18 protein-coding genes and 1 pseudogene are annotated in these 25,495 nt (G+C 68.2%); 9 read left to right on the top strand and 10 right to left on the bottom strand.

Annotation, left to right across the window (positions count from 1 at the left end; genetic code table 11):
* Nucleotides 1-458: 458 nt before the first annotated feature.
* Nucleotides 459-1,997, bottom strand: a complete 1,539-nt coding sequence (locus tag IF04_RS0130010) for an ABC transporter substrate-binding protein (protein WP_051831665.1) — start codon at nucleotides 1,995-1,997, stop codon at nucleotides 459-461.
* A 58-nt stretch (nucleotides 1,998-2,055) separates the two neighbouring features.
* Nucleotides 2,056-4,161: an ATP-binding cassette domain-containing protein gene (locus IF04_RS0130005; protein ID WP_030264861.1), complete on the bottom strand. Its 2,106-nt coding sequence runs from the start codon at nucleotides 4,159-4,161 to the stop codon at nucleotides 2,056-2,058.
* 181 nt (nucleotides 4,162-4,342) lie between these two features.
* On the opposite strand from IF04_RS0130005, the pseudogene IF04_RS36155 reads away from it, so the two are divergent.
* Nucleotides 4,343-4,654 (top strand): annotated as a pseudogene (locus IF04_RS36155) (chitinase); the annotation flags it as partial.
* A 56-nt stretch (nucleotides 4,655-4,710) separates the two neighbouring features.
* Here the strand turns inward: IF04_RS36155 and IF04_RS0129995 are convergent.
* Nucleotides 4,711-5,475 (bottom strand): GNAT family N-acetyltransferase, encoded by a 765-nt coding sequence (locus tag IF04_RS0129995; protein WP_030264859.1) that lies wholly within the window; start codon nucleotides 5,473-5,475, stop codon nucleotides 4,711-4,713.
* A 300-nt stretch (nucleotides 5,476-5,775) separates the two neighbouring features.
* On the opposite strand from IF04_RS0129995, the gene IF04_RS0129990 reads away from it, so the two are divergent.
* From IF04_RS0129990 to IF04_RS37845, 7 genes are all read left to right on the top strand, one after another.
* The gene (locus tag IF04_RS0129990) at nucleotides 5,776-6,975 is read left to right on the top strand and encodes an FAD-dependent monooxygenase (protein ID WP_030264857.1); all 1,200 of its coding nucleotides are present in this window, start codon (nucleotides 5,776-5,778) and stop codon (nucleotides 6,973-6,975) included.
* 366 nt (nucleotides 6,976-7,341) lie between these two features.
* Entirely contained in the window at nucleotides 7,342-7,851 is a 510-nt protein-coding gene (locus IF04_RS36150; RefSeq protein ID WP_030264855.1) for a hypothetical protein, read from the top strand.
* A gap of 510 nt (nucleotides 7,852-8,361) precedes the next feature.
* Nucleotides 8,362-11,355 carry a WD40 domain-containing protein gene (locus IF04_RS0129980; protein WP_030264851.1) on the top strand — a complete coding sequence of 998 codons (2,994 nt, stop codon included), beginning with the start codon at nucleotides 8,362-8,364 and terminating at the stop codon, nucleotides 11,353-11,355.
* 248 nt (nucleotides 11,356-11,603) lie between these two features.
* Nucleotides 11,604-11,993, top strand: coding sequence for a hypothetical protein (locus tag IF04_RS0129975; RefSeq protein WP_030264848.1), 390 nt, complete (start codon nucleotides 11,604-11,606; stop codon nucleotides 11,991-11,993).
* Nucleotides 11,994-12,192: 199 nt separating this feature from the next.
* Nucleotides 12,193-13,068 (top strand): DUF4231 domain-containing protein, encoded by an 876-nt coding sequence (locus tag IF04_RS0129970; RefSeq protein ID WP_030264845.1) that lies wholly within the window; start codon nucleotides 12,193-12,195, stop codon nucleotides 13,066-13,068.
* Between the two features lie 597 nt (nucleotides 13,069-13,665).
* Nucleotides 13,666-15,522 (top strand): recombinase family protein, encoded by a 1,857-nt coding sequence (locus IF04_RS0129960; RefSeq protein ID WP_078601012.1) that lies wholly within the window; start codon nucleotides 13,666-13,668, stop codon nucleotides 15,520-15,522.
* 481 nt (nucleotides 15,523-16,003) lie between these two features.
* A complete protein-coding gene (locus tag IF04_RS37845; protein WP_030264829.1) occupies nucleotides 16,004-16,201 on the top strand; it encodes a hypothetical protein in 198 nt (65 codons plus the stop codon).
* Nucleotides 16,202-16,475: 274 nt separating this feature from the next.
* Here the strand turns inward: IF04_RS37845 and afsR are convergent, their stop codons facing one another.
* The 3 genes from afsR to IF04_RS0129935 all read right to left on the bottom strand — a co-directional run bounded on the left by afsR (nucleotide 16,476) and on the right by IF04_RS0129935 (nucleotide 21,677).
* Complete coding sequence (afsR, locus tag IF04_RS0129945) at nucleotides 16,476-19,769, bottom strand: SARP-family global regulator AfsR (protein WP_078601011.1); 3,294 nt, start codon at nucleotides 19,767-19,769, stop codon at nucleotides 16,476-16,478.
* Nucleotides 19,770-20,508: 739 nt separating this feature from the next.
* A complete protein-coding gene (locus tag IF04_RS0129940; RefSeq protein ID WP_030264822.1) occupies nucleotides 20,509-21,363 on the bottom strand; it encodes a S1 family serine peptidase in 855 nt (284 codons plus the stop codon).
* Complete coding sequence (locus IF04_RS0129935; RefSeq protein ID WP_030264819.1) at nucleotides 21,360-21,677, bottom strand: CU044_2847 family protein; 318 nt, start codon at nucleotides 21,675-21,677, stop codon at nucleotides 21,360-21,362. Before IF04_RS0129935 ends, IF04_RS0129940 begins: the two co-directional genes overlap by 4 nt.
* A gap of 86 nt (nucleotides 21,678-21,763) precedes the next feature.
* Between IF04_RS0129935 and IF04_RS0129930 the strand changes: the two genes are divergently transcribed.
* A complete protein-coding gene (locus tag IF04_RS0129930) occupies nucleotides 21,764-22,141 on the top strand; it encodes a hypothetical protein (RefSeq protein WP_030264817.1) in 378 nt (125 codons plus the stop codon).
* 906 nt (nucleotides 22,142-23,047) lie between these two features.
* Here the strand turns inward: IF04_RS0129930 and IF04_RS0129925 are convergent.
* The 4 genes from IF04_RS0129925 to IF04_RS0129910 all read right to left on the bottom strand — a co-directional run.
* Entirely contained in the window at nucleotides 23,048-23,644 is a 597-nt protein-coding gene (locus IF04_RS0129925) for a Hint domain-containing homing endonuclease (protein WP_030264815.1), read from the bottom strand.
* Nucleotides 23,611-24,060 (bottom strand): hypothetical protein, encoded by a 450-nt coding sequence (locus tag IF04_RS0129920; RefSeq protein WP_030264813.1) that lies wholly within the window; start codon nucleotides 24,058-24,060, stop codon nucleotides 23,611-23,613. Before IF04_RS0129920 ends, IF04_RS0129925 begins: the two co-directional genes overlap by 34 nt.
* Nucleotides 24,060-24,356 carry an RHS repeat-associated core domain-containing protein gene (locus IF04_RS39970; protein WP_245654555.1) on the bottom strand — a complete coding sequence of 99 codons (297 nt, stop codon included), beginning with the start codon at nucleotides 24,354-24,356 and terminating at the stop codon, nucleotides 24,060-24,062. The genes IF04_RS0129920 and IF04_RS39970 overlap by 1 nt, the downstream gene beginning before the upstream one ends.
* 670 nt (nucleotides 24,357-25,026) lie before the next feature.
* Nucleotides 25,027-25,495: adenosylhomocysteinase (locus IF04_RS0129910; RefSeq protein WP_030264809.1), on the bottom strand; the 469-nt coding region annotated here is incomplete at its 5' end.

Raw genomic sequence — 25,495 nt, 5'->3', positions numbered from 1 at the left:
CCGTCAAACCATGGCCACAGGTTCGGAGATTGATACGCGCGGCATCCCACAAATCATCCGGCCTGATCACTGCCTCCAGCCGTGCCCGCCGCTCGCGGCATTTTCCGGTCGAGTCACCGGGGCTGGTCTTCGGACTGCTGTGTATGGCGCACCAGGTCGGCTCCTCCCTCGGCTCCTGCCTCCCCGGCGCCCTGGACGACCTGACCGGCGGTTACGCCCCTACACCGCTGGGCTGTTCCGCCGCGCTGCTCGTCGCGATGATCGGTTGCCTCGCCGTACTGCCTGGGCCCTCGGCGTCTTTCGGGCAGCATTCACCTGCGTGCGGTAGATGTGGCAAGGTGGCGTGCCTTCGGTCTCGAACTCGGCCTCGGCCTCCGGCTGGGCTCAAGCTCGGCGAACGTCCCGCACAGGGAGGTGCGGCCCGGGCCACCGATTGTTCGGCCTGGCTGCGGCGGTGCTCATTCGGGAGTGTACGGGTGGCCGTTGCCGGTGTTGCTGGAGGTTACGTCGACGGTTCGGGTGGCGCCATTGCTGGCTATTTCGATGATGGGGATGGCCTTGTCCTTGGGGCTGCCGTTGTTCCGCAGTGAGATCCAGCCGCTGGCCCCGGGGACTGCGTTGGTGTCGTTGAGCGTGGTCAGCATCTGCAGGACGGCATCGCGCTTGATCTCTTGGTGGGAGTTCTCCAGCGGCACGGCTTTCCGGATCGTCGTGACGGCGGTGAGGACGGCGTCGTAACCCATGATGGCCTGGCCGTCGTCGAGGCTGTCGTCCTTGAAAGTGGTGGAGAAGGTACCGCCCGGCCGGAAGGGGACGATGGCGTTCTTGTCGAAGTACTGCGGGGCCTCGGTCCAGGCTCCGGGGTGAGCGAGACCGGTGAAGAGAAGCTTGATGTTCCCGTTCCGCAGCGCCTGCTTGACATCGTTGAAGCCGGCCGCCTGCGCGGCTTGTGACACATCGTCACCGGACAGGACGGTGATCTGCTCGGACTTGCACTGGCGGTTGGCGAGCGGCGCGAGAAAGTCCGGCAGATCGCGGCCCCGGCCCGCGAAGTAGACGATGCCGGGGCTTTTCAGGCAGAGATTGGCCATCTGGTTGCTGAAATAGGTGGCGAGTTGGGACTTGGAGGAGTCGTACTGCATCGGTTCCGGAGCCGCGAGCCGGCCCTTCGGGAGCTCGGCGCCGAATCTGGAGCCGAGCGTCTTGGTGTAGAGGTCCTGCTCGTTGGCGTCCTGGACGATGAGGACTTTGTCCTTGGCGTGCTCCTTGGACTTGAGGAATTGCACGGCGGCTGCCGCCTCATCGGCGTTCGGTGCCGCGACCCGCACCAACCCGCCGGTCTTCTCCAGCTCGTCGGCGGTGATGACGGAGCCGAAGGCCGCGATGTCCAGTTTGCTCAGCTTGGAGATCACCGCATTGGTGCCGGTGAGGCTGGTGCCGAGGCCGGCGGCCGCGACGATCCGGTCGGTGCCCCGGCGCGCCTTGATCTGACTGAGGGTGTAGTCGCGCTGCGCCTCCTCGTTCCCGACGTCTCCGAGCAGCAGCCTGATCCGGGGAGTGTGGCCGTGGCCGCGGTGATGATTCACCTCGTACTGTGCGGTGTACGCGCCCTCCAGCTCATGGCGTACGGATTCGGTGGTGTTGCTGTCCCCTCTGCCCGGTGCCATGCCCAGGAGATACACGATGCTGACGTACGGCGTGCCGTCCGGCTCGGCGGCTTCGCGGGTGACCCGCTGATTCTCCTTCTCGATGCTGCGGGACACATCGCGCAGGTCCTTGGTGAACGGATAGCTGCCGTCGGTGAGCCCCACACAGCGTGTTCCGCCGGCCGCCTCGACCTTCTTCACGCCCTCGGCGCAGTCGGTGGACTCAGGCCGCAGGAGGAAGGTGACGCCACCGCCGACGAGGAGGAGTGCGACGATACCTGCGGCGATGTACCGCCACCGCGGAACGGGGGGATTCTCATCGGGACGGTCCTGTGCGTGCAGCGTCGCCATTGTGCTGTCGTCTCCTGTCGGCCGGTGGACGCGGCCGTGGCCGCGGTGCGTACCTCGGTCATGGCCGCGGTTCGTACCTCTCGGCCTCTCTGAGGAGGCCGGCGGCACCGCTGTGGGGCAGAGCGGCAAGTGTGTGGAACATCGCTGCAATCGTGGAGTTGAGCTCGGGCGTGGAGTTGGCCACTCGGTTACGGGGATCGGCAGCCAGCCACAGGGCGGTCACGAGCATGGTGAGCGCCCAGTGCTCTTCGAGGGCCCCGGGCGCCAGCCGGGCGGCGAGCTCGCGGACCCGGTCGGAGGGCGACGGGTCCCGTTCCCCGCGTTGCCGGGGAGCCACGGGAAGGAGCATGGGTGCCGCGGTGATGGCGTACAGCTCGTACAGCCATTGGTCGGTGCCGGGAAGCTCCGCGAACTGTCCGGCGAGGTGGGCGACGACCTGGTTGAGGTCGTTGAGGGCGAGGGAGTGGTAGAGGGCATCGAGCCGGTGGTGCTGGGTCTGCTGTTCACGCCGGTGCCAGTCCCGCAAGGCCGTGTGGGCGGCGGTCCAGCCCATCGATCCCTCCGGCTCTTGCTGGGCCAATGCCTGGAGCAGCACGAGCCGCAGCCACGGATGGAGTACGCCCGTCGGCTTGTTCTCCTCCGGGTCCCGGCAGTGCTCCAGATAGCCGCTGCCCTGGCCACCTCGTGTGTTGGCGTCCTCGGGGACCGGGGGGATCAGCCAGAGCCGGGCGTCGATGTCCCTGCGCAGCGTGTCCTTGGTGAGCTGGTCGTACTCCTCCAGGATGCCGGCGTCGACGGCGGATTCGAATGCGCGCGCGGCGGAGCAGACCACGAGCGCGGCGCGCTGCCCCTCGGACAGATCGCGCAGGAGGTAGTGGCGGGCAGCCTCGTCCAGAGTCATGGGATCCCCCGCGGCCGTAGGGTCCTCCGGATCCGTGGGAGCCTCCGGCAGGCCCGGAAGCGGCGGGGCGTGGTCGAGGATGTGGCGCAGCTCGGCCGCACCGCCACTTCGCTCGACCACGATCGCGTACGTCGCGTCGAGAAGGACCCGCGCGCTCCAGGGGTGCCCGTAGGAAAGGCGGTGGATCAAGGGTGTCACGCGGACCACGGCGGACGCCGCCTGCTCGGCCAGCGTGGTGACCTCGGGTTCGGTGAGGTCGCGCAGTTGAACCGGGTACCAGTGCCACTTGGTGGTGGACGCGGGGCGCGGAATGCTGTCCTGCCAGTCCGTGTACGAGGCCTGCTCAGGGGTGCGGATGCGCAGCTCGGCCGGGAAGTCCCGGGCGTAGGGGCCGGGCACACTGCGGGCGTTGGCCGCGGTCGCGACGACGAGCAGCGGGTCGTTTGCCCGGTCCGATGACGCGTTCACTTCTCGGATGCGTACCAGGAGGTCGAGGAACTTCCGCCCCTGCGGCGCATCGATGTTGTCCAGCAGCACGACGCACTCCTTGTCGCGCGGATGCCGGGCGTAGTGATCGCGCAGGTCTTCCAGGAAGGCCCCGCACAGCTGCCGGTCCACCTCCTCGACGTCCGCCGCTGCCTCGCTCCCGGCCAGCTCGTTCAGCTTCATGAGGGCATCGACCGGCCGGTTCGGACTGTCGGCGTACCAGGTCAGCCCGGTACGCCACATCACGCTCACGGGGAGCCTCGGAAGACCGAACTGGACGAGTTTCAGTACGAGATTGAGGCCGGGCAGCTGCACCACGTTCAGGTCCTGCAGGAGAGCGACTCCCTCGATGACCCCGTTGGTCCTCTCGTACGCCTCCGTGTTCTCCTTCGCCTGGCGCAGTGCCTGCTTGAGCTCGGCCCGTACGCGCCGTGCGTCCGCGCTGTCGATGGTGAGACCGGCGCGCACCACGAGCAGCCCGAGAGCCAGTCGGGGGAAGTGGACCGCCGGCTGTCTGGGCAGACGGTAGGACAGGCCGAGAGCGAGCCGGGCCGCGACTTCGTGAGGTCTCTTGGGCACGGCCGAGGCGAAGTCGTAGAAGGCGTTGGGTCTGTTGGATGCCAGATATCCGAGCCATCTGAGCGTGGTGGTCTTGCCGCTGCCCCGTCTGCCGAGCAGTGTGATGACAGGCAGCTCCCGGTCGCCCTGCCCGCGTGTCCGGCACTCGTTGAACAGACGGACGATGTCCTTGACGCCCTGGGGACGTTCCGTCGGCATGGCCAATCTGTCGCCCTCCCCCGTTGTGCCGTGTACCTGCTGTCTGCCTCTCCGCTCTGTGCCCTACGTCGTTTACCCTCCTCGTCCCTCCGTCAATGCGCTCCTGCCATGCTGCCGCGAAGTCGTGGGCGGCTACGGGTAGTTGATCCTCTTGTTACCAATGACGCGCAACAGCGGACTCACCGGCGGGCTCGTCCGCATCGTCGAGCAGAACGAGGCCAACTACCCGCACTACTGCGACACCACCCGGCCCTACGGCTGCCCGGCGGGCCACGACAAGTACAGCGGGCGGCGCCCTCGCGGGCCTGTGGTACTGGAACACCCAGAGCGGGCCCGGCACCATGACGCCGCACGACGCCATGGTCAACGGCGTCGGTTCGGCGAGACCATCCGCGCCCTCAACGGCACCCTGGAGTGCAACGGCGGCAACCCGGGACAGGTCCGGAGCCGGATCGACAACTACCAGCGCTTCACCCAGATCCTCGGCGTCTGACCCGGCGGCAACCTCAGCTGCTGACCGCCCCCGGCAGGCGCCCGCCGGACGGGAGCTCAGGGGGTGATGGCGTGTTCGGTGAACCGGCCGCAGGAGCGGAAGCCCAGGCGGCGGTAGACGGGTTCGCCGTCCGCGGACGCCTGTAGGACCGCGATGGGGTGGTCCCGGCGACGTGCGGTGTGGAGAGCGGCGAGGGTGATGGCACCGCCGTAGCCGCGTCGTCGGCGGGTGGCCAGGGTGCAGATGTTGTAGATCCCGGCGACTTGTGCGTGGTGGAAGACCTCGGCGGAGCAGACCGGGTGACCCTCCGCATAGCCGACCAGGTAGCGGGCTGGGCAGTCGGCGGCCAGCGCGTGTGCAGCAGCCCGGTCGAAGAAGCGGCGCACGGTTTCGGCGGGCGGGTCCCAGTTGGCGGCGAGGACCGTGGCGTAGTCGGAGAGCTCCGTGGGTGTGGTCACCGGGCGGATGTCCAGTCCATCCGCGTGCGGCCGGGGGAGGGTGTCGTCGAGCTCGGCCCACATGGCCGTCTCCTGTTCGGAGGCCGGCAGGCCGGCGGCCGACAGGCGGGCGGACAGGTCCGCCGGTGCGGAGGCAGGCCCCACCCACCAGGAGAACGGGCGACCGGTAGCAGCCAGGGTCCGTACGGTCTCGGCGATCCGTGACCCAGCGGTCTCGGGGGTGAAGCGGGCCACCGCGATGATGTTGAAGGTGTCGTCGGCGAGGCCGCTGTCGGCGACCAGGAGGTCGTCGGTCTCCACGACGGTCGCGCTTTCCATGTAACGGTGCAGGTGACAGGCGTGCTCGGCCAGGTTCTGCTCCATCCTGGCCAACAGTTCGCCGCTGCCGCTGAGCGGTGTCTTCCTTGCGTCCATAACGATTGATCCCATCACGTCCGTGAGCGCGCCAGCTCCCCTTTTCGGGCCTTGTCCGCTGTAGGAGAGCTCGGTGGTGGTGTCTCACGGTTCGGGGAGCGGTAAGGGTGAAGGGCATGCCGGTGCCGGCCGCGGCGGGGGCCGGAGGGAGACGGACGGTGACCAGGTTCTCGCGTTGGACGCCCCGCTGTGCTCGTTCCTGCGGCGGATCCCTACCCTTTTTGCCAGCACGAACGAAGGAGCACTGTGGTGGGGACCGTCGAAACCCAGGTGGCTGTCGTCGGTGCCGGGCCCGCCGGCCTGACACTGGCGGCGCTGCTGCACGAGCGGGGCGTCGCCTGTGTGGTGATCGACAAGTTTGACCGCGACCAGCTGGTGGCCAGGGCCCGCGCCGGTTTCCTGGAGCGCCGCACCGTGCAGCTCATGGACCGCCTCGGGTGCTCGAAGCCGCTGCGCACCGAGGGCCTGCCGCACACCGCGTGCGAGTTCCGGTGTGACGGCGAGGTCGTACGGCTGGACTACGCGGAGCTGTGCGGCGACACCCCGAGCTTCGTCTATCCGCAACAGGAAGTGGTGGCCGACCTGCTGGACGGGTACGAGTCGGCGGGCGGCGCCGCACTGCTGGGCCGCCCCGTCGTCGGCCTCGGCACCGAGCGGGGGCTGCCGGCGGTACGGTGCGCGGACGGCACGACGGTACGTGCCGAGGTGGTGGTGGAGGCCGCCGGCCAGTACGGTCCCGTGCGCGCCGCCCTGCCCGCCGACGCCTTCACCGAGTACGACGTCCGGCACGGCGTGCGGCTCCTCGGCGTCCTGGCGCAGACTCCGCCCTTCGCGCCGCACACCGTCTACGGCCAGCACCGCGACGGGTTCGCGGGGCAGATGCTGCGGTCGCCGGAGATGACGCGCCTGTACCTGGAGGTGGCGGAGGAGGAGAGCCTGGAGGACTGGCCCGAGGAGCGCGTCTGGCGGGAGCTGGACAGCCGCTTGGCGCTGCCGCCCGGCGCGCTGCGGCGAGGGCCGGTGTCCGAGCGGTCCATTGTGGAGATGCGGACCCGAGTGGTGGAGCCCATGCATCTCGGACGCGTGGCGTTGGTGGGTGACGCGGCGCACATCGTGCCGCCGTCCGGCGGCAAGGGGATGAACCTGGCCATGGCCGACGCGGCAGACCTCGCCGCAGCCCTGGGCCGACACTTCTCCGAGGGCGCCGCCGGGGACGTCGGCGAGGTGCTGGCGGCCTACTCGCGGCGGCGCCTCGCCGACGTGTGGCAGGTGCAGGAGTTCAGCCACTTCATGCTCCACCTCCAGCACGGTCCGCACCCCGGCACCCCGGACGTGGGATACCTCGAACAGCTCCGGCGGGCCCGGCTGTTCCGGCTGCGTGACGACCCGGCGTACGCGCGGGCCTTCCTGGAGCGCTACATGGGCCCCGAACTCACACCGGAACTCTGACCTGCCGGCCCTGCCCCGCCGCACGACGACCTACCTCGCCGCCGCAGGCCCCGACAGCTGTCATGCGGGCCCATGACAGACGGCCATCGCCTTCATAACTGGCCGCCTATGAGCCCACCATCGCGCCTGTGAACCCACCACGATCCTGTGAACCCACCACGAGCCGCACCGGTCACCCAGCCGGGCGACCGGGGACGGCTGCGTGGAGGAGTCGACTCCCGCGTAGCGGTCGGCATCGCGGGGCGGAATGACGGATTTCCCACTGATGCGGCGTCCGCCGGGCAGGAAGGATCAACACTGCCCGCGGGGCCAAGCCGTCACGCATCGGGCCCCGCTCTATGTCCACCGAGACCCAGGGAGCAACTGTTGATCACGCGACGTTCGGCTGCGCTCGCCGCGCTGACCGTGGCTGCCGCCACGCTCGCCGCACCCAGCTCGCACGCCGCCGACGCCCCCGCCGCCGCGGCCACAATCACCCGCGACGAAGTGTTGGCTCGTACGAAGTTCTGGTTCGATCGCCAAGTTCCCTACAGCCAGAAGCGCACCTACCCCGATCCCCAGGGCAAGCGGTACCGCACCGACTCCAGTGGCTATGCCTCGATGGTCCTCAAACTGCCCGCGCCCGGGCGCAACACCCAGGGCCTTGCCGACCCCGCCGTCACCGAGAAGATCACCAAGAGCCAGCTCCAGGTCGGCGACCTGCTCCTCAACAAGAGCAAGCACGTCGTGATCTTCGCGGGGTGGGCCAACGCGGCCAAGACCAGGTACTGGACGTACGAGCAGACTCCGCCGAGGGTCAAGAACCGCACCGTCCCGTACCCCTACTTCGCGGGCAACGGAACCTTCGAGCCCTACCGCTACAAGTACATCAGGTAGCACTCCAACGACAGGAGCGCACAGACTCCGAGGCCCGCACCACGACGGTGCGGGCCTCCGTGCTGTAGTCCGGCAGAACTCTTCATAAAACTCGGCCCCCAGTCGTCGTTCGGACTGTGGCACTCTGGGCGATCTCCTGTGCCGCGATCCGCCGGCTCCGGTACGAGCCAACTCGCCCCGGACATGCCGGCCGGACGAATCCCGAGCGCCGGCTGATGCCGGAGACGTTGCCGCTGCCGTCCTCGTGCCAGCCGGGCGGGTCCACGGTCGTGACCTCAGCACCCCGACCTCGCCACCGGCGAACTCGGCCGTCAGATGCAGCGCGGCAGGGGCTTGCGACAGCAGCCTGGCGGTAGGTCGACCCCTTCCCCCTCCAGCCCCGTTCTGCCAATCTGTGTCGGCAGCACCGAACTGATCGGGCGTCACAGCAGCCTCCGGGAGTCTGGCACCGTGGTGAAGGTCCCTCGTTTCCTGGTCTCCCGGCGATTATCCAGCGGGGGACTTCCTGCCGTGCCACAGGAGTCCGAGAACCGGTTCGAGGGCCGGTTCGCGTACGACGCTTTCGTCTCGTACAGCAGGGCCGCCGACGGGGAACTGGCCCGCGGCATCCAGCACGGTCTGCACGCGTTCGCCAAGCCGTGGTACCGGCTGCGTGCCCTGCGGGTCTTCCGGGACGAGGGAAGTCTGGCCGCGAGCTCCCAGCTGTGGGGTTCTCTCCAGGAGGCTATGGACGCCTCGCGCTTCTTCGTTCTTCTGGCCTGCGAGCAGTCGGCCCGTGCGCCCTGGGTCCAGCAGGAGGTGGAGCACTGGTGCACCCACCGGGGCGTCGACAACCTCATCATCGTCCTCACCGACCCTCCCGCCGACGGCAGCCGCCAGCCACCCGGTATGGCCTGGGACGCGTCCGTGGGCGATTTCGACTGGCGGCGCACGACGGCGCTGCCGCGGTGTCTGTCGGGCCGCTTCCGGGAGGAGCCCAACGCGGTGGTCCTGGGGTGGGCCCGTAGCAGACAGGAACTGTCGCTGCGGGACCCGGAGTTCCGCAGCGCGGTGGCCACCCTGGCGGCCCCACTGCACGGTGTTCCCAAGGACCGGCTGATCGGTGAGGACGTCCGCCAGCACCGCAGGACGCGGCGTCACGTGCTGCTGACGACCGCCGTCCTGGCCGCACTCGCCGTATTCGCCGCACTCGCCGCCGTGACCGCTGTGCAGCAGCGGAACACGGCCCGGGACCAGACGGCGCTGGCCGAAGTGCGCCAGTACGCGGCACAGTCCCACAACGCCACCGACCCCTATACGGCACTCGCGTACGCCATAGCCGCCGAACAACGCGTTACCCCGCCCCTGCCCGAGGCCCGTGCCGCGTTCGCCGCGGCGGTGCGCGCCCTCGACTCGTGGCAGGCGCGCCTGGTCGGCGAAGTCCCCGTGAAGGCCGTCTTCGGCACCGCGGTGCGGTGGTCCCCGGACGGTTCGCGGATATGGGTGGCCGACGCGGCAGGGGGCGTGGCCCGCTGGAACGTACGGGAGGGCAGGAGCGTCGTACGGTACTGGAAGCCCTCCGAGCTCAGGGTCGACGGGACGATGCCCACGTCCGTTCAGTGGAGCGGGAACGGTCGGTCGTTGCTGCTGACCGATAAGGGCTCGGTGGACGGTCCGCCCTCCTACGCCGTGCGCGACAGCGTCTCCGGCAGGGTCACCGCAGGCCCGCACGCGCTGCCGGGCGAGTCCATCAGGTTCTCCACCATGAAGTTCTCCCCTCAGGGCGATGCGCTCGCCGTGGCGTCGGTACGGGACGGCATCAGCCTGCTGAGCGTCAGGACCGGCCGACCGTCCCGGAAGGATCCGCTGCCCCTGTCGAAGTCCGAGGAGCGTATCCACGGCCTGACCTGGTCGCCCGACGGCCGGTTCCTGTGCGCCCTCGCCTGGAAGTCCCTCAAGGTCTGGGACGTACGGCGGGGCAGGCTCCTGTGGACCGAGCGGACGGAGCGCGAGGCCTTTACACCGACCTGGTCGCCGGACGGCCGCCGTATCGCCACCGGCAACAGGGACGGCAGTATCACTTGGCGGGACGGCCGCACGGGAAAGGTCACGGCGTCATCGTCCGGGCGGCTCGGTGACGCGGTCAAGGAGATCAGCTGGTCGCCCGATGGCACGCGAGTGGCCGCGGCCGACTTCGCCGGCACCGTTCGGCTGTGGGATGCGGGCACCGGCGAAGCAATCGGTCAGCCCCTCGGCCGGGACAGCAATCGCTCGCTCACCAGCGGACTCGCCTGGTCTCCCGACGGCCGATTCCTGGCGGGCACGTTCGTCAGCGACGCTTCGGACGGCCATAACGGACCGGCCAGATCCGTGCTGCGGCTGTGGGAGGTCGCGCCCCCGCCACCCCGTGAGGCCGGCCTGTCCGGGCCCACCGAGGCCATCCGCTCCGTGGCCTGGTCACCGGACGGCCGCCACATCGCCGGCGGCAGTGGTGACGGCACCCTGTGGGTCTGGGACCCCCGTACGGGAGAACCCCTCCCCGACGGCCCGGAGCGGCCGCGCCGGACGTCGGACAACGTCACGGCCGTCGTATGGGATCCGAAGGGGCGCCGCTTGCTGAGAGTGGGTCAGGACGGCCTGCTGCCAAGGTCGGTGCCCGGCGGTGCGACCACCGGCAAGCACTGGTGGGGCAGTGGAGGTGCCTTCACCGCGGCATGGTCCCCGGACGGGACGCGAGTCGCTTCCGGGACACGCTTCGGCACGGTCCGGATCTGGGACGCCGCCGGCGGAAAGCCGACGCGCCGACAGCCGCGGGACGCCACCGTGAGCAGCGGGCGACAGACGAACGACGAGGCGCGGGACAGCGGGCGGAGCGTGCGCTCCGTGGCATGGTCCCCCGACAGCCGGCACGTGGCCGCCGTACTGCCGGACGGCTCGCTGCACCTGTGGGACGCGGCAAGCGGACAGCCCTGGGGCGCTGCCCCGAGGGCGTCCCGGCATCTGGCACGCAGTATGGCCTGGTCACCGGACGGCAAGCTGATCGCCGTCGGCGGGGTGGACGGCACCATCCGGTTGTGGGACGGCGAGACCGGCACCCCGCTGCCGGACGTTCTGAAGTCCGCTGACAACTCCGTCGAGGCGCTGGCCTGGTCCCCTGACTCCACGCGGCTGGCCGCGGGCGACGGTGCAGGAACGATCCGCTGGTGGGAACCGCGCCGGGACGTACCGCCGCAGCTGCGGGAGACGGCGCACGACGGGGCTGTGACGACGCTGAGCTGGTCTCCGGACGGCACCCGGCTGGTCAGCGGCGGTGAGGACGGGGCGGTGCGGCTGTGGCGCGGACGCACCGAACAGGACCTGTGCCGCCTGGTCGACGAGGCGTTGCACCGCACCCGGAGCACATCCGCCCTGACCGGTGCCACCGGCGTCGCCGCCCGGATCTGCGCTGACGCCGGCCCTTCGCGCATCCGCAACCATCCGGTTCTACCGCTCCAGCCGTACTCGACCGAGGTGAGCAGATCATGAGGTGCTACATCCCCAGTGCCCGGCGGTCCCTTGGCCGCTTACTCCCGCTGTGCCTGTCCGTTCTCCTGCTGCTCCCGGCGAGCCTGCTCATCACCGGATGCAGCGGTTCCGAGGGGGGCGCTGACCCGAAGGGTGGTATCCCCTCCTCCCCGAGCCCGAGCCACGCAGCGTCCCCCAGTGAGAAGCCCGCACCGGATGAGCCCGGTTCGCCCGACGGAACACCGCTGGCGGACACCGACTGGGCAGCCGTGATCGACGACATCGACTGCACCGACGCGGGCAACGAAGGCGTCGAAATCCTGCGCACCTGGTTCGCCGACGTCCGCGGTACGGGAGTGCCCGACGCCTTCGTCTCGTTCACCTGCCGACACCAGGCCTCCACCTACCCCCAGCAGGTGGAGGTGTACGACGGCTCGTCGCCTCCTGAAGCGCCCAGGCGTATCGGGGTGCTGCTCAGTGCCGAGGAGAAGGCGAACGGCCCTGGACCGCGGGTGGCCGACATCTCCTTCTCCGGCGACTCCGTAACCCTGAGCCTTGCTGCCTACACCGCTGACGACGCCTTCTGTTGCCCCTCACTGAGGCTCAAGCGCACCTTCACCTGGAACGGCGAAAGCTTTGAGCGACAGGCGGGGGCGTAGGACGTGCCTGGCAGTGGCGAGGGGCCTCTCCTCCGAGCACCGTCGCCGTACGACCAGGAATTCCCGCACCTGTGCGCCGACCCGGACATGAACGAAGTCACCGTGACCCGGGGGGCCTTCATGGAACTCCCGATCTCCCATCTGCGATCATATGGCTCCGGTAGCCGAGCGGGCGGAAACCATCGAACGGGGGGGGGCAATGCCTGCATACGAGGATTTCCCGGCGCTCTTCAGAGCGGCCGACGCCAACTCCCTGAAGGGGCAGCGGCGTTATCTGCTGGCGACCAAGTTCCAGCTGGGGGCGCTGGTCGCCGCGGCCGCGCTGGGTGTGTTCAGCTGGCAGGTCAACGGCGCGGACGTCGCCGCCGCCGCTTCGGTGGTGGCGTTCTGCACGGCCGTGGTCACCGAGGTGTACCTCCTCAAGGAACGCCCGGACCGCATCTGGTACGAGGGGCGGGCGGTCGCCGAGTCGGCGAAGACGCTCACCTGGCGGTACATGGTCGGCGGCAGCCCGATGGGCAGCGAGGAGACCTCGTCCGATGCCGCCGCCGACCTGCTGCTGACCCGTTTCGTGGAGATCGAGTCCGATGTCGAGGCCGCCTGGCTGGTGCCCGACGGGGGCGCCCCGGAGCAGGTCACCACCGGGATGACGCGGGTGCGCCAGCTGCCCCTGGATGAACGCCGGGCCATCTACCTGCGGGAACGCATCGAGAACCAGCGTGAGTGGTACGGCACCAAGTCGCGGTGGAACGAGCGCAGAAGCACCATGTGGGCGCTCGCCCTCACGGCGCTGGAACTGCTCGGCGTCTGCGCAGGCGTCGCGAAGGTGACGGGCGTCATCGACGTGGACCTCCTCGGCGTGTGCGCGGCCCTCGCCGCGGGAGGCACCGCGTGGGTACAGACGAAGCAGCACAAGACCCTCGCCGTCGCGTACGCCGTCGCCCGGCACGAGTTGGCGACGATCGCCTTCCGCGCCCAACAGCCGGTCACCGAGGCGGAATGGGCGACCTTCGTGGCGAACGCCGAGGACGCCGTCTCCCGCGAACACACCCTGTGGCGGGCTTCCCACATGTAAGGCGCTGCATGGCGTCTCACATGTGGGTCAGCACGGCGTCTCACATGTGGATCAGCGCGATGTCACCCACTCCCAGCCCGAGGTTGATCAGACCAACTCAGAGTGGCTGCCTGCCAAACAACTCCTCGTCCTCAAGACTGCCGAACCACCCTCGGTGTCGCGTCGCCGAGCTCGCGTCGAGTGCGGCATGGCTCTGACCGGAACACCGTCATGGCTCTGACTCCCCGACACACGGACAGGAACGAGGGCCACGCTCTCGGAGATGTACCGAAAATTCGGGTGCTGTTCGCAACCCCCGCACCCCGACTGACGCCACCGGCCGCCCTCGCGCTGGTGCTCTTCCGACGGCAGACGTGCCGGTGGACGTCCGTGATGACCATCATCTGCAGGCTCCGCGTGACGATGGCGGACCGTAACCTTCGCCTCTCCCCGCGCCGCCAGAAGTCGACCGAAGGACACCTACAGTCGACGACTGGCCAGGAGCTTCCCTTCTCGATCGCAGCATCTGTCACCCCGTGGCTGGCCCTCTGACGCCGCCCAGAGGTACCACGGACGACCACCATTCCCGCGTCCTACCGCCGCACGGAGGTCAACGTGATGCGATTCGCCTTTGCCGGGCGTTGTTCAACCGAAGATCTGCAGGATCCGGAGGCGTCCCGGCAATGGCAGCTGCGCAGAGCGACCGGCTTGATCGAACCGGTCGGCGGGCAGGTCGTTGCTGAGTACTTCGGCTCCGGGCACTCCCGGGCTCTTCCGTGGAAGCGCCGCCCACGCGCCGCCGAGCTGCTGCAGGCGCTGCGTGACCCTCAGCGCGGCTTTGATGCCGTCGTCATCGGTGAACCGCAGCGCACCTTCTACGGAAACCAATTCGGGAACACATTCCCGCTGTTCGTCCACTTCGGAGTGCCTCTGTGGGTGCCCGAGGTCGGCGGGGCTATCGACCCGGAGAACGAGGCCCACGATCTGGTGATGTCGGTCTTCGGTGGAATGAGCAAGGGGGAACGTAACCGGGTCAAGATTCGCGTCCGCACTTCCATGGCGGCCCAGGCCCAGCTGGAGGGCCGGTTTCTCGGGGGCCGGCCACCGTACGGCTTCGAGATCGTCGATGACGGGCCCCACCCGCACCCCGGCAAAGCCGCCGAGGGCAGACAGCGACACCGGCTGGAAGCGGATCCCATTGCCGCTCCCATCGTCCAGCGCATCTTTGCCGAATACCTGAAGGGCAAAGGCATCTACGCCATCGCGGAAGGCCTCACCTACGACGGCATCCCCTGCCCCTCGGCATACGATCGCGCACGCAATCCGCACCGCAACAGTCTGGCCTGGTCCAAAGGAGCCATCCGCGCCATTCTCAGCAACCCCCGATACACCGGTTACGAGGTATGGAACAAGCAGCGCAAGGACGAGGTATTGCTGGACGTTGAGGATGTCACGCTCGGGCACCGCACCAAGCCGCGTTGGAACGACCGCGAGGCATGGATCTGGTCCGCTATCCCGGTTCACGATGCGCTGGTAAGCCGGGAGGACTTCCAGGCCGTAGAGGCCAAGCGACTCGCCCGCGCCGGCGGAAGAGGACGCAACGCCGAACGTAAACCTCGCAGCACGCCACGCCCATACGCCTTGCGCGGGCTGCTGCGCTGCGGAATCTGCCACCGCAAGATGCAAGGCAATTTCAACAACGACAAGGCCCACCACCGTTGCCGCTACACCGCGGAATTCGCCCGCACCGCCGCCATGGACCACCCACTCACGATCTACCTCCGCGAGGACGCCATCCTGCCGGCACTCGATGCCTGGATCGCTACCGCATTCGCCCCGGCCCGGCTCGGTCGCACACTCCAGCTGCTACAGCGCAGCCAGGAGCACGCACAGGCGCCCGATCCCACGTGGGAAGCCGCCCGCAGAACGGTGGCCGACTGTGAACGCCGCCTCACTCAGTACCGGACCGCCTTGGACGGCGGAGCCGACCCCGTCGTGGTGACCAGGTGGATCAACGAAGCGCAAGCCGAGCGGCACGTCGCCCAGCAGCAGCTCCATCGCCGCTCCACGCAGAGCCCCGTGGTCCTCACTACCGAACAGATCCGCACCATGATCGACGAGCTCGGTGGCATGGCCGGACTGCTGAGTACCGCCAAGCCGCTGGAGAAGCGACCGCTGTATGAGGCTTTCGGGCTTGAGCTGATCTACAACGCACAAGCGCGAGTCGTGAGCATTGAGTCACGACCCGCGCTTGTATGTGCATATGGTGCGTGTCCGAGGTCAGTCTTGAACCATTCGCCACGCAGAAGTGGGCGACCGGGGAGCTCGAACTTCCGTGAATCCCGACTGCCTGGAACTCTTCCAGGAATTCAATCGGTCTACTGGCAATTTACCGCTGCTCCGATCTGCCCCCCATTCTTCGTTCGAGTACTGCCGACGGCACGAGAGAATGACTCGCGGCGACGGGCCGGGTAGTACGGATCGCGGGAAGGGCGTACACAACCGGCTGCGGAGTCGGGTAATCACAGGTATCTGGGGCGGGGATCACTGCCGCCCTCGACCATCAGGCGTAAAGGCAGCGCACCGCCGTGCAACGAGCGATCAACAACCACACACGTAGGGCGGCACGGATCGGCCTCCGCCCAGGGCACCAGAGCTCCCTGCGGAGTTTCCCGGCGCGGGCAGATGGGCAGCGAGGCACAGATACACCTCACCCGCGTGCGTGGGGCGGTCTGTGGGCTTCTTGGTCAGCAGCTCCAGAACGAGGCTCTCGATTTCCTCCGGAGCGTCGAGGTGAAGAACACGCTGCGCTTCGGGCGGGGCGTCGGTGTGGAGGCTTGGCACCATCAGCGGAGCCTCGTGCTCGAACACCGGCTTCCTGTGGGGATCGCAAAGTCATCGCTGCAGTGAGAGAGCTGCGTAGAGAGTGATCAATGGTGGCTGGGATGCTGCACGGGTGATCATCTCGATGCTGTACCGGACCACCCGGGCGTTGCTGTCGGTGCCTGCGGTGCTGCTGCGCCGGGACACGGCCAAGGAAGCGGAAATCCTGGTGCTGCGGCACGAGAACGTGGTGTGCTGCGGCGGCAACTCGGCGGTCCGGTCCGCTACGAGCTCGCCGACCGGTTATGGCTGGCCGTGTTGCCGTCGCTGACACTGCACCACCGCTGGAGCCATGTCTTCCCGGTCACGCCGGGAACCCCGCTGGCCTGGCACCGCCGGATGATCGCCAGGAAGTGGAGTGCGGCAAGGGGCCATCACTCGACCTGTATGGCCGCTGTCGACTGATTCCGATACCGCTATGGACCAAAGGGTTCTGTGTCCTCTTGCCGCATGGCACCATCCGTCGGCGTGGAGTGGGTGACTCTGGTCGGGACAGGACTTGGGGCCGTCATGGAGGTGGAGCCACCTTGGTCCTGCAACATGCTTTAGGCAACGATCCTGGGATCAAGAAGTGCGGTGATCTCGGCGGCCTCCTGCGCACCGAGCCGCTCGAACACACTGAGGGCCTCTTGCCAGCACACCTGTGCGCGGCTGCTGTGTCCGATCCGATGCAGGGCGCGCCCGAGGGTCGTCAGTACGGTGGCGCGCCACCAATCACCGCCGATCCCCCGCAGGGCGGTCAGCGCCTGCTCGGCATAGTTGGCGGCATCCGCCGCCCGATCGGCGGTCAGCTCGACCTCGGCAAGTCTGAAGTACGCCATCCCCTCCCAGAATCGCTGTCGGCCGTCGCCGAAGACGCTGGTTGCTTCCCTGAGCTCCCGTGCGGCGTCTTCCAGACGCTCAGCCCGCGCGAAGGCCAGCCCCAGCATGTACGTTGCGTACGCCGAGCGCCTGGGCGAGCCGAGCCTGCGGTAGATGGCGAGCCCCTGCTCGGCGAGGCGAATCGCACTGTCGGTCCGTCCGGTATCCAGGTGCACACGCGACAGATCGCACAGCACACCGGCTTCGGCCTCGCGGTCGTTGTCAGCGCGATATGCGACGAGCGCGCGCTGCAGATACTCCTCAGCCTCCGCGGGCCGGCGCTGTACGGTCGCGATAACGCCCGCCTCGTGCAGGGCACGGAACTCGGTCAGAGAGTCCTGGGCCGAATGCGCGATCAGCACCGCCGCCTCGGCGTTCACGACCGCGTCAGGGAAGCGGCCCGCCGTGATGCACACGCCAGTGAGGGCGAGGTGGACGCGGGCCTGCGCTCGCTGGTCCTCCACCACATGCGCGGCATCGAGCACGACGTTGCACGCCCGTTCGTACTGCACGGAGCCGGCACCCGATTCGGACAGGTCCCGGCACAGCAGCAGCAGGTCGGCGGCTCGCCGCACGTCCCCTTGCCCAGCGGCCTGTTCGGCAGCGGCCATCAGACACCGCGACTCGGCGAAGAGCCAGCTCTGTGCCGCGTCGTGGTGCTCGAAGTCCAGGCCGGGGTACCGGGTCTGCTCGATGTCGTGCGGGAGCCGGTCCCCGGGGCGCTCCAGGGCGTGCGCACGGGCAGCCGTAGCCACATAGAAGTCCAGCACACGGGATAGAGCGGCGGCGGGTTCGGACGCCGCTTCGTCCCGCTCGGCGCAGGCGTGAGCGAAGAGGCGTACCAGGTCGTGGATGCGGTAACGGCCAGGGCCGGCGGATTCCAGCAGGGACACGTCGACGAGCGATTCGATGAGAATCTCAGCCGCTTCCTGGGGTAGGCCGAGGACGGCAGCCGCGGCGCCGAGCGAGAGGTCCGGGCCGTCGACCGTCCCAAGGAGGCGGAAGGCACGCGCCTCCTCGGAGTTCAGCCCGCCGTATCCCAGCTCGAAGGTGGCCTTGACCGCGACGTCCCCGGCTTGGAGTTCGTCCAGACGACGGCGTTTGTCGGCGAGCTTGGCAGCCAGCACAGAGACGGTCCAGGTGCGCCGGGCCGCCAGCCGGGCGGCGACGATGCGGATCGCCAGCGGCAGAAAGCCACAGGCGGCGACCACGTCCATGGCGGCCTCGCGCTCGGAGACCACCCGTTCCTCGCCCACGACCAGGGTGAAGAGACCCAGCGCTTCTTCCGGACTCATGACATCGAGGTCCACGAGGTGGGCCCCCGCCAGGTCCACCATGCGGGTTCGGCTGGTGATCAGCGCGGCACAGCCTTCCGTACCGGGCAGCAGGGAACGTACCTGGGCAGCGCTTCGGGCGTTGTCCAGCAGGACGAGCAGTCGGCGTCCTTGCAGCATGGAGCGGTAGAGGGCAGCGCGATCGTCGAGGCCGTCGGGGATCTGGGAGTCCGGAGTGCCCAGGACGCGCAGGAACGCGCCGAGCACGGCCTGCGGCTCGGCCGGCTCGCGCCCCGTGCCATGGAGGTCGGCGTAGAGCTGTCCGTCGGGGAAGTGCTCCCGTGCGGCGTGCGCGACGTGGACGGCCAGCGTTGTCTTCCCTGATCCCGCGAGGCCCGCGATCGCGGTGACCGCCATGACTCCCTCCGCGGCGGCCAGCCGATCGCCCAGTTCGGCAGTGAGGGCCGCACGGCCGATGAAGTCGGGGACAGTGGCCGGTAGTTGCTGCGGACGTACGAAGAAGGGACCGTTGCGGGTCTCGTCCCCCGGTTCGGTGTCCGGCTCGGCCAACTCGGGGTCCGCCTGCAGAATGCGCATTTGTAGGTCGGAGAGAGACCGCCGGGGATCCATCCCCAGTTCGTCGGCGAGCAGGCGACGGGTGTCCGCGTACACGGCGAGCGCCTCAGCCTGTCGACCGCTGCGGTAGAGGGCGAGCATCAGGAGCTCGCGCAGCCCCTCACGCAGCGGGTGCGCGGCAGTGAGGGCGGTGAGCTCGGAAACGGCCGCGGCGTGGTCACCGAGCTCCAGCGCCAGGTCCAGGCGGCTTTCGGTGAGGGCCAGCCGCCATTCCTCCAAGCGCTGGCGCTGGGCCTTGAGATACGCGCCGGGCAGCGAGGCCAGCGACTCGCCGTCCCAGCAGGCGAGGGCCGCGTCCAGCAGGTCACGGGCACGGACTCGGTCGCCGGCCGCCCTGGCCCGCTCGGCCTCGGCCGCGTACCGCTCCGCGCGGTCCACGTCGAGGTCGATCGCCGTCGAGTCGTTGGAACAGAGGGCGTAGCCACCCGACTCTGAGACCAGCACACCGGCGTCCGTGCCGAGAGCCTTACGCAGGCGGGAGGCGTAGGTACGCAGGGCTGCCATAGCGCCCTGCGGGGGCTCGTCCCCCCATATGGCCTCTACAAGTTCGGCAGCGGTGGCGGTCCGCCCGCCGCGTAGCAAGAGGATGGCCAGCAGTGCGCGTTGCTGCGGGCTACCGGTTCGGAGCGGGGTGTCGCTCTGGCGGCCGCGTACTGGACCGAGCACCGTGAAGAACAGTCGCGTCGCGGCCGCGCCCTGCTGAACGCCGGCACTGACCTCGTCGACATGGCCCGGTGGGGCCGCGACACGCTCCTGCGTAGACGGGGCAGGGCGCGTGTGCGGGGCGCCGGCCGCTGTACGGGGATACGGTCCGGCCTGGGTAGTACGTGCGTGCGGGGCGGCCGGGACTTTCCTTTGCGCAGTCGCAGATGCCTCGGACTGCCGACCCGCGGCCGCCACCAGGTCCACGGCGCGCGCCAGCCGTGCCGCGTCGCCGCTTGCCCGTGCTGCTTCGAATTCCGCGGTGGCCAGGCCGGCGAAGGCAGCTTTGGCCTGTGGGTGGCCCCGGCCAAACGTGGCGGCGGACTTCTGCGCCGCAACGGCCAGTACGTCGATCGCGCGCTCCATCCGGTCCCGTACCCCGGCGTTCTTGGCTACCTCGAACTCGGCGGCAGCCAGAGTGACCAGCGCTGACAGGGACAGCGGATGGTCGCTGCCGAGCCGTGCCACCAGGCGGCGGCACACCTGCTCCAGCTCGTCGGTCAACCGCTTGGCCGTGGCAACGGCGCGGGGGCCGTCGCCCTGGCGAAGCGCCTCCATCTGGACCGAAAGCCCCAACAGCCGGATCTCCAGTAGATCGTCCTCGTCCAGCCCCTGTCCGTCCGGCCCTACTGCGGCCAGCGCGGCTGCGGCGAGCTCATACGCTGTGAGCGGGAGCGCCACAGACCTCCTACCCGTACGCAGGGTGAGCGCGGCATAGTTGGCAAGCGTCCGGGCACGGTCCGGACCAGGTGCGGCAGGGAGCTGCGAGAGCGCAGCACGCAGGAGGCGCATGGCCTCGTCGGGCTCACCCAGGTCCGCGAGCAGGGTGACCAGTCGGTGACGCATTGTCTCGCGGCCCTGGCCGGGGCCGACACGCTCGTGCGAGACCCACTGAGCCGCCTGCGTCAAGACCATACGGGACGACTCGTGCAGGCCCAGTGTCTCCAGCATGCCGACCAGGTACGCCAGGTGCTTCCCCGCGTCGGGAGCGTCCATGGCGTCCGTTCTCCGCATGAATCGGGCGAGGCCTGAGAGCAGCCTTGTGCGGGAGGAAACGTCGCCGTGCAGGGCCCCTTCGGCACAGGAAATGGCTTCCGGCCAGGTCTCAATCACGCTCATCCCGCCCTCCGGCGCCCAACTCCCCGTCGATGATGCGCTGAGCCACCTGAAGCCGCAGCTGTGCGGCCTGTGTCGGGTCGATCAGCCCCCGCTCCGACCACCGCCGCAGGGTGACCAGCAAGGACTCCGCCTCGGTGTGCTGAGGTGGTGGCGTATCTTCGTTGCGCAGCTCCGGAGCCGGGGCGGGCGGCCGGGGCATCCCCTCGATCTCCTCAGGAGGCCGCAGCGCATCGATGAGATGACCGACGTCGAAGTGGTCGAAACGGCGCATGGCCTCGGCGATGGTTGCCGCGAACAGCACATTGGCGGCTCGGTGCTCGGTGGACTGACGATCCATGGCCTGTTCCAGGAGGATGCCCAGGACAACCGGGTCACGTTCCGCGGAGGTGCCTTCGACCGGTCCTCCGGAATACCCGGAGTAGTCACCGAGGTGCTGATCGGCGGTCAGCTGCAGGGCTTCGATGGCACCACCACCCTCGCAGGTGTGCCGCAGCGCACCGTGGTCGACCCCACCGCTGAGCTGCGCGTCCCCGGGTGCCGGGCGGTAGGGGCCCCACCAGCGGTCGCCCCGCAGCGCGACATGAGCGGCCGGCACCTGCAACGCCAGTTCGTGGGAGGCTGCGATCTCGATCAGCGCCAGGTCTGCGTCCTTGGCCCGGCGGCAGACGCGACCTTGCACCCGGCGCTCGTCGGCCAGGGCGATGTCGACCCGATCGTCGAGCGCGTCCAAGTTCCGGAGGCAGTGCAGGGCGGTGAGAGCGAAACGGCGGGTGAGCAGAAAGCCGGCCCCCAAGTGCCGTTGGGCCTGGAAGAGATCGACCCAGTAGCCGACCCGCGTCATGGCGTCTCCGGGCTCCGTTCCACTGTGAGCGTGATCTCGAAGGACGCCTCAGCGGATGCCTTGGAGAGGATCACTCCGGCCTCGGCGGCGAGCGTCAGCCCGAAGACAACCTCCATCCCGGCGACCTTCCACCCGTCGCGCTGTGGTACTTCGGCCAGGGCCCGCTGGGCGATGTCGGATGCCTGCACGATGGCCTCGCGTACCTCGTCGGCACGATCACCGAGCGGCACCGAGGCCCGCTGCCTGCTCCCGATCTGCCGGGACCCCTGCGCGTCCAACGGGACGGTCTCGACCCTTACTTCCGGTGCTCCCACTGCCGAACCGCCCCCATCGCCCTCGCTCCGGCCCAGTAGATCCAACTCCCGCAAGCCTAGCGGGGACCGCTCCAATACGTGAGGACATGACCGCTACCCAGCGTCTACCCAGCGTCCTCGATGCGCTCTGCGCGCCGCACACCGGCGGGCCGGACCCGCCGACGAGCCGGGACCAGATCGCCCGGCTCGTGCACGCCATCAGCGATCTCGTCGCCGTCGTGCGCCAGGCCCGTCCCGAGGACAAGGCCGAGATCTACCGTCAGCTGGGGCTCCGGCTCACCTACGACTCCGCGCGAATGACCGTGCGGGCTGAGATCACTCCCGATCCACACAGGCCACAGAGCCCCAGCAACGACAAATCCCACGGTCTCAGAGAAACCGTGGGGAAATGGTCCGTGTCCGAGGTCAGTCTTGGACCATTCGCCATGCAGATGTGGGTAACCGATGAACTCAGCCTCTCGTGACTGTCACCCACACGAAGCCCGAGGTATTCAATTTCCCACCAAAGCTGTGGCGGCGTATCTCCATCTCGCATATTACAACGGAAAGCACACAACATGTGGGGATAACGTATCCGAGCGAGACTTTCGTACCAGGCGTGGGCAGCCGGCGCTATACCCGTGCCCGCGAGGCGAATCGCAGCTGCCGCAGGTAAGCTACAACCAGTCGGGCGTTCCACCTAACGCCAATCAAGAAGTTATCAGGTAGCTTCTCATACGGGTTTCACGAGTTGAAAGGGACGCTCGCGGAGGAGAGAACAGCAGATGACATCTCACGGAGCCCGATGCGCATCAGTAGGCTTGATCGCCAAGCCGGCCACGACCACTTCGAGCGCGGGATCCAAAAAGAGCTGAAAGTAGTATCCGCCTCGAGGTCGATCGTCGATGAACCCTAGGATCAGTTCGGAACCCTGGTAGGCGCGGAGGTCTCGGAGGGCCTCGTCAAATCCGATCGAAGGCTGCCCGGAGCGTCGCGCACCACGCCGCCTCCTTTCGTAAAGCGAGATGAGGCGCTGGGGCGGCATGGATTCAGGCCAAATCTCATACTCCGCGCCAGCACTCAGAGCAGATCGCGAAAGAAGCCGCACTTCACCCTCACCTGCCAACAGCTGCTTGAGGCGGCTTCTTTCCGCGACACCCTCCAGTGAATCTGCAGACGCAACCGGTCTTGGGTTGCATCAATCTCGGTGAACCGAATGCACGCTACTCTTTAGCCACCCGGCCTGTACCATGGCCCCCTATTGATGCTGATCTCTGCGCCTCCAATGACTCCGCGCAGCGCGTGCTCAGATTCCTCATACACCTCATAGTCAGTTCCATGGATTCGTATATCTCTTCCGGCTGGAACCTCAGAATGAGGGATTCTCATGACTATCCCACCCGATCCGAGCTCTTCAGCCGCATCAAGGCGACACCGTCATAGTCGTGAGTCCAGGACGTAAATTCACTGTCCGTGTTACCGCCCGCATGGCGCCCCGGGTCACTATGACCACCATGCGGAACAGAACGTCCCTCCAGTGCATCACCGTACTTCGAGTGACCATTTGGAACTCCGCGATACAAATACCCGTCCCCTTCACCGCAATTATGCATAAGGGCCGGCGCAGTTCCCGCCACCACATAGTACGTATGCACACCCGCGACCGTCAGATTGCGGACCGACGCGTGCTGCGTCGAGCGCTTGACCGCGGTGACCTGGACGTACGTCCCGGTGCTGGTGCGGAGCCACTGGCCGGGGCGGAGGTCGGTGGCGAGGACCTTGTCGCCGATGTCGACGTCCTGGATGGACTTGGTGCTGCCGTCGGCCATCACGACCTTGGTCGTCGGGGTGAAGCTGTTGGTGGCGCAGCTGGTTGCGGCTTCGGCCGCCTCCCCCAGCCGGTCGGCCTTCTTCACGGCATCGAGCCAGTCGGTGAAGCCATCCTTGATCTTCTTCAGCAGGCCCCATACGCGTTTGCCGGGCCCCATACGCGTTTGCCCAGTGCGACGGCCTTGGACCACTTCCACGGCAGGCCGTATTTGGTGGCGAACTTGCCGACCAGGCCGCCGACAAAGCTGGTGGCGATGGTCAGGGCGGTGGCGCCGCACACGCCGAGGCTGCCGGTGGTGAAGCAGTCCAGGGCGTCGGTGATGCGCAGCTCGTCCATCGCGACCTGGGCCAGTTCCTTGGCCGCCGCGATCGCCCGCTGCTTGGCGGCATTGGCCGCGGCCCGGGCCCGGTCCGCCTTCTCCTCGGCCGGCGAGTGCTTCTGCGACCAGTAGCGCTGAAAGCTGACCCAGTTGTCCGCCAACCTGCGCTGGTGGGCGCCGGGGCTGGCGGCGATGCGGTTGTGCAGCACCCGGGCATTGCCGTACCCCAGCTTGGTGACCTCGTCGTAGAGCATCAGGCCGGTCGGTCCGAGAAGGAGACCGGACTGTTGTTGGCGTAGGCGTACCCGTTGATCTGTTGGGGATCGGTGAAGTTGATGAGCGGGTCGGCGGAGATGAAGCGACCGTTCTCCGGTTCGTGTTCACGCGCCCCGACATGAGTGAGACCGGTGGATTTGTCGACGGGCTTGCCGAGGAATCCCTTGTCGTCGACCCAGGGTTTGTCCGGGTCTCCCTTCCCTCGCTCGCTGCCGAACGGGGCCATCCGGCGGCGGGTGGTTTCGCCGGTCGCCGCGCAAAGACTCTTGCGCACCCTCATCCTCGGCGGAGGAATCAACGAGTACCGATATGCCGCTTGAGCTGCAGCGCTGACTTTGCGAGCCCCACAGGGTGAGGTAGTGCGGCTCCTGGAGGCGTCGTCTCGCCCGTCCTGCACGGCGATGCCGCAGGCCTTGGTGAGCGCGCGATCGGCCGCGGCCGGCACTGACGCGGCGGGCGCGAAGGGAGATCTGGTGCGCAAGGGTCGTATGGATCTCATGGGTTCGGGAGCCGAGTGGCTCCGCGACGGCCGACTCAGGCGCGGGCCGCCGACCGCAATCGATCTTGGAATCTATCCAACTCCCGCGCGTTTGCACTCCCGCGCGCCGTGCCTAATGGCATGTCCCGCATTGATCCCGTACGCGACGTCTCGCAAGAGTGTCCACACGTGCCGAAGCAACATCCTCATCTGGGCGTCTCCAAACAGTCCTGACGGCTGAGCGGGTATGGACGAGGCCACACTGGGACTATACCGACCTGTATGGCTACCGCCAACCACCGGCGAACGGTTATCGCTGACCAGGGATGAGAACCGGACGGAGACACGCAGAGGCTCGTGACTGAAACACGCTTGACGGTGACTCAAAGCCTTCTATCGGTGTGCCATGACGGAGGGGCCGCACGACCCCCGTGGGTCGTGCGGCCCCTCCGTCTGGCCGGTCGGCTCAGTAGCGGTAGTGGTCGGGCTTGTACGGGCCCTCGACCTCGACGCCGATGTAGGCGGCCTGCTCCGGGCGGAGCTCGGTGAGCTTGACGCCCAGGGAGTCCAGGTGCAGGCGGGCGACCTTCTCGTCCAGGTGCTTGGGCAGCACGTACACGTCGGTCGGGTACTGCTCGGGCTTGGTGAACAGCTCGATCTGGGCCAGCGTCTGGTCCGCGAAGGAGTTGGACATCACGAAGGACGGGTGACCGGTCGCGTTGCCGAGGTTCAGCAGACGGCCCTCGGACAGCACGATCAGGACCTTGCCGTCGGGGAAGGTCCAGGTGTGGACCTGCGGCTTGACCTCGTCCTTGACGATGCCCTCGATGCTCGCGAGGCCGGCCATGTCGATCTCGTTGTCGAAGTGGCCGATGTTGCCCACGATCGCCTGGTGCTTCATCTTGGCCATGTCCGAGGCCATGATGATGTCCTTG

Source organism: Streptomyces violens (genome assembly GCF_000717745.1).
GTDB classification, from domain to species: domain Bacteria; phylum Actinomycetota; class Actinomycetes; order Streptomycetales; family Streptomycetaceae; genus Streptomyces; species Streptomyces violens.
This window is presented reverse-complemented; position numbering and strand designations above follow the sequence as displayed.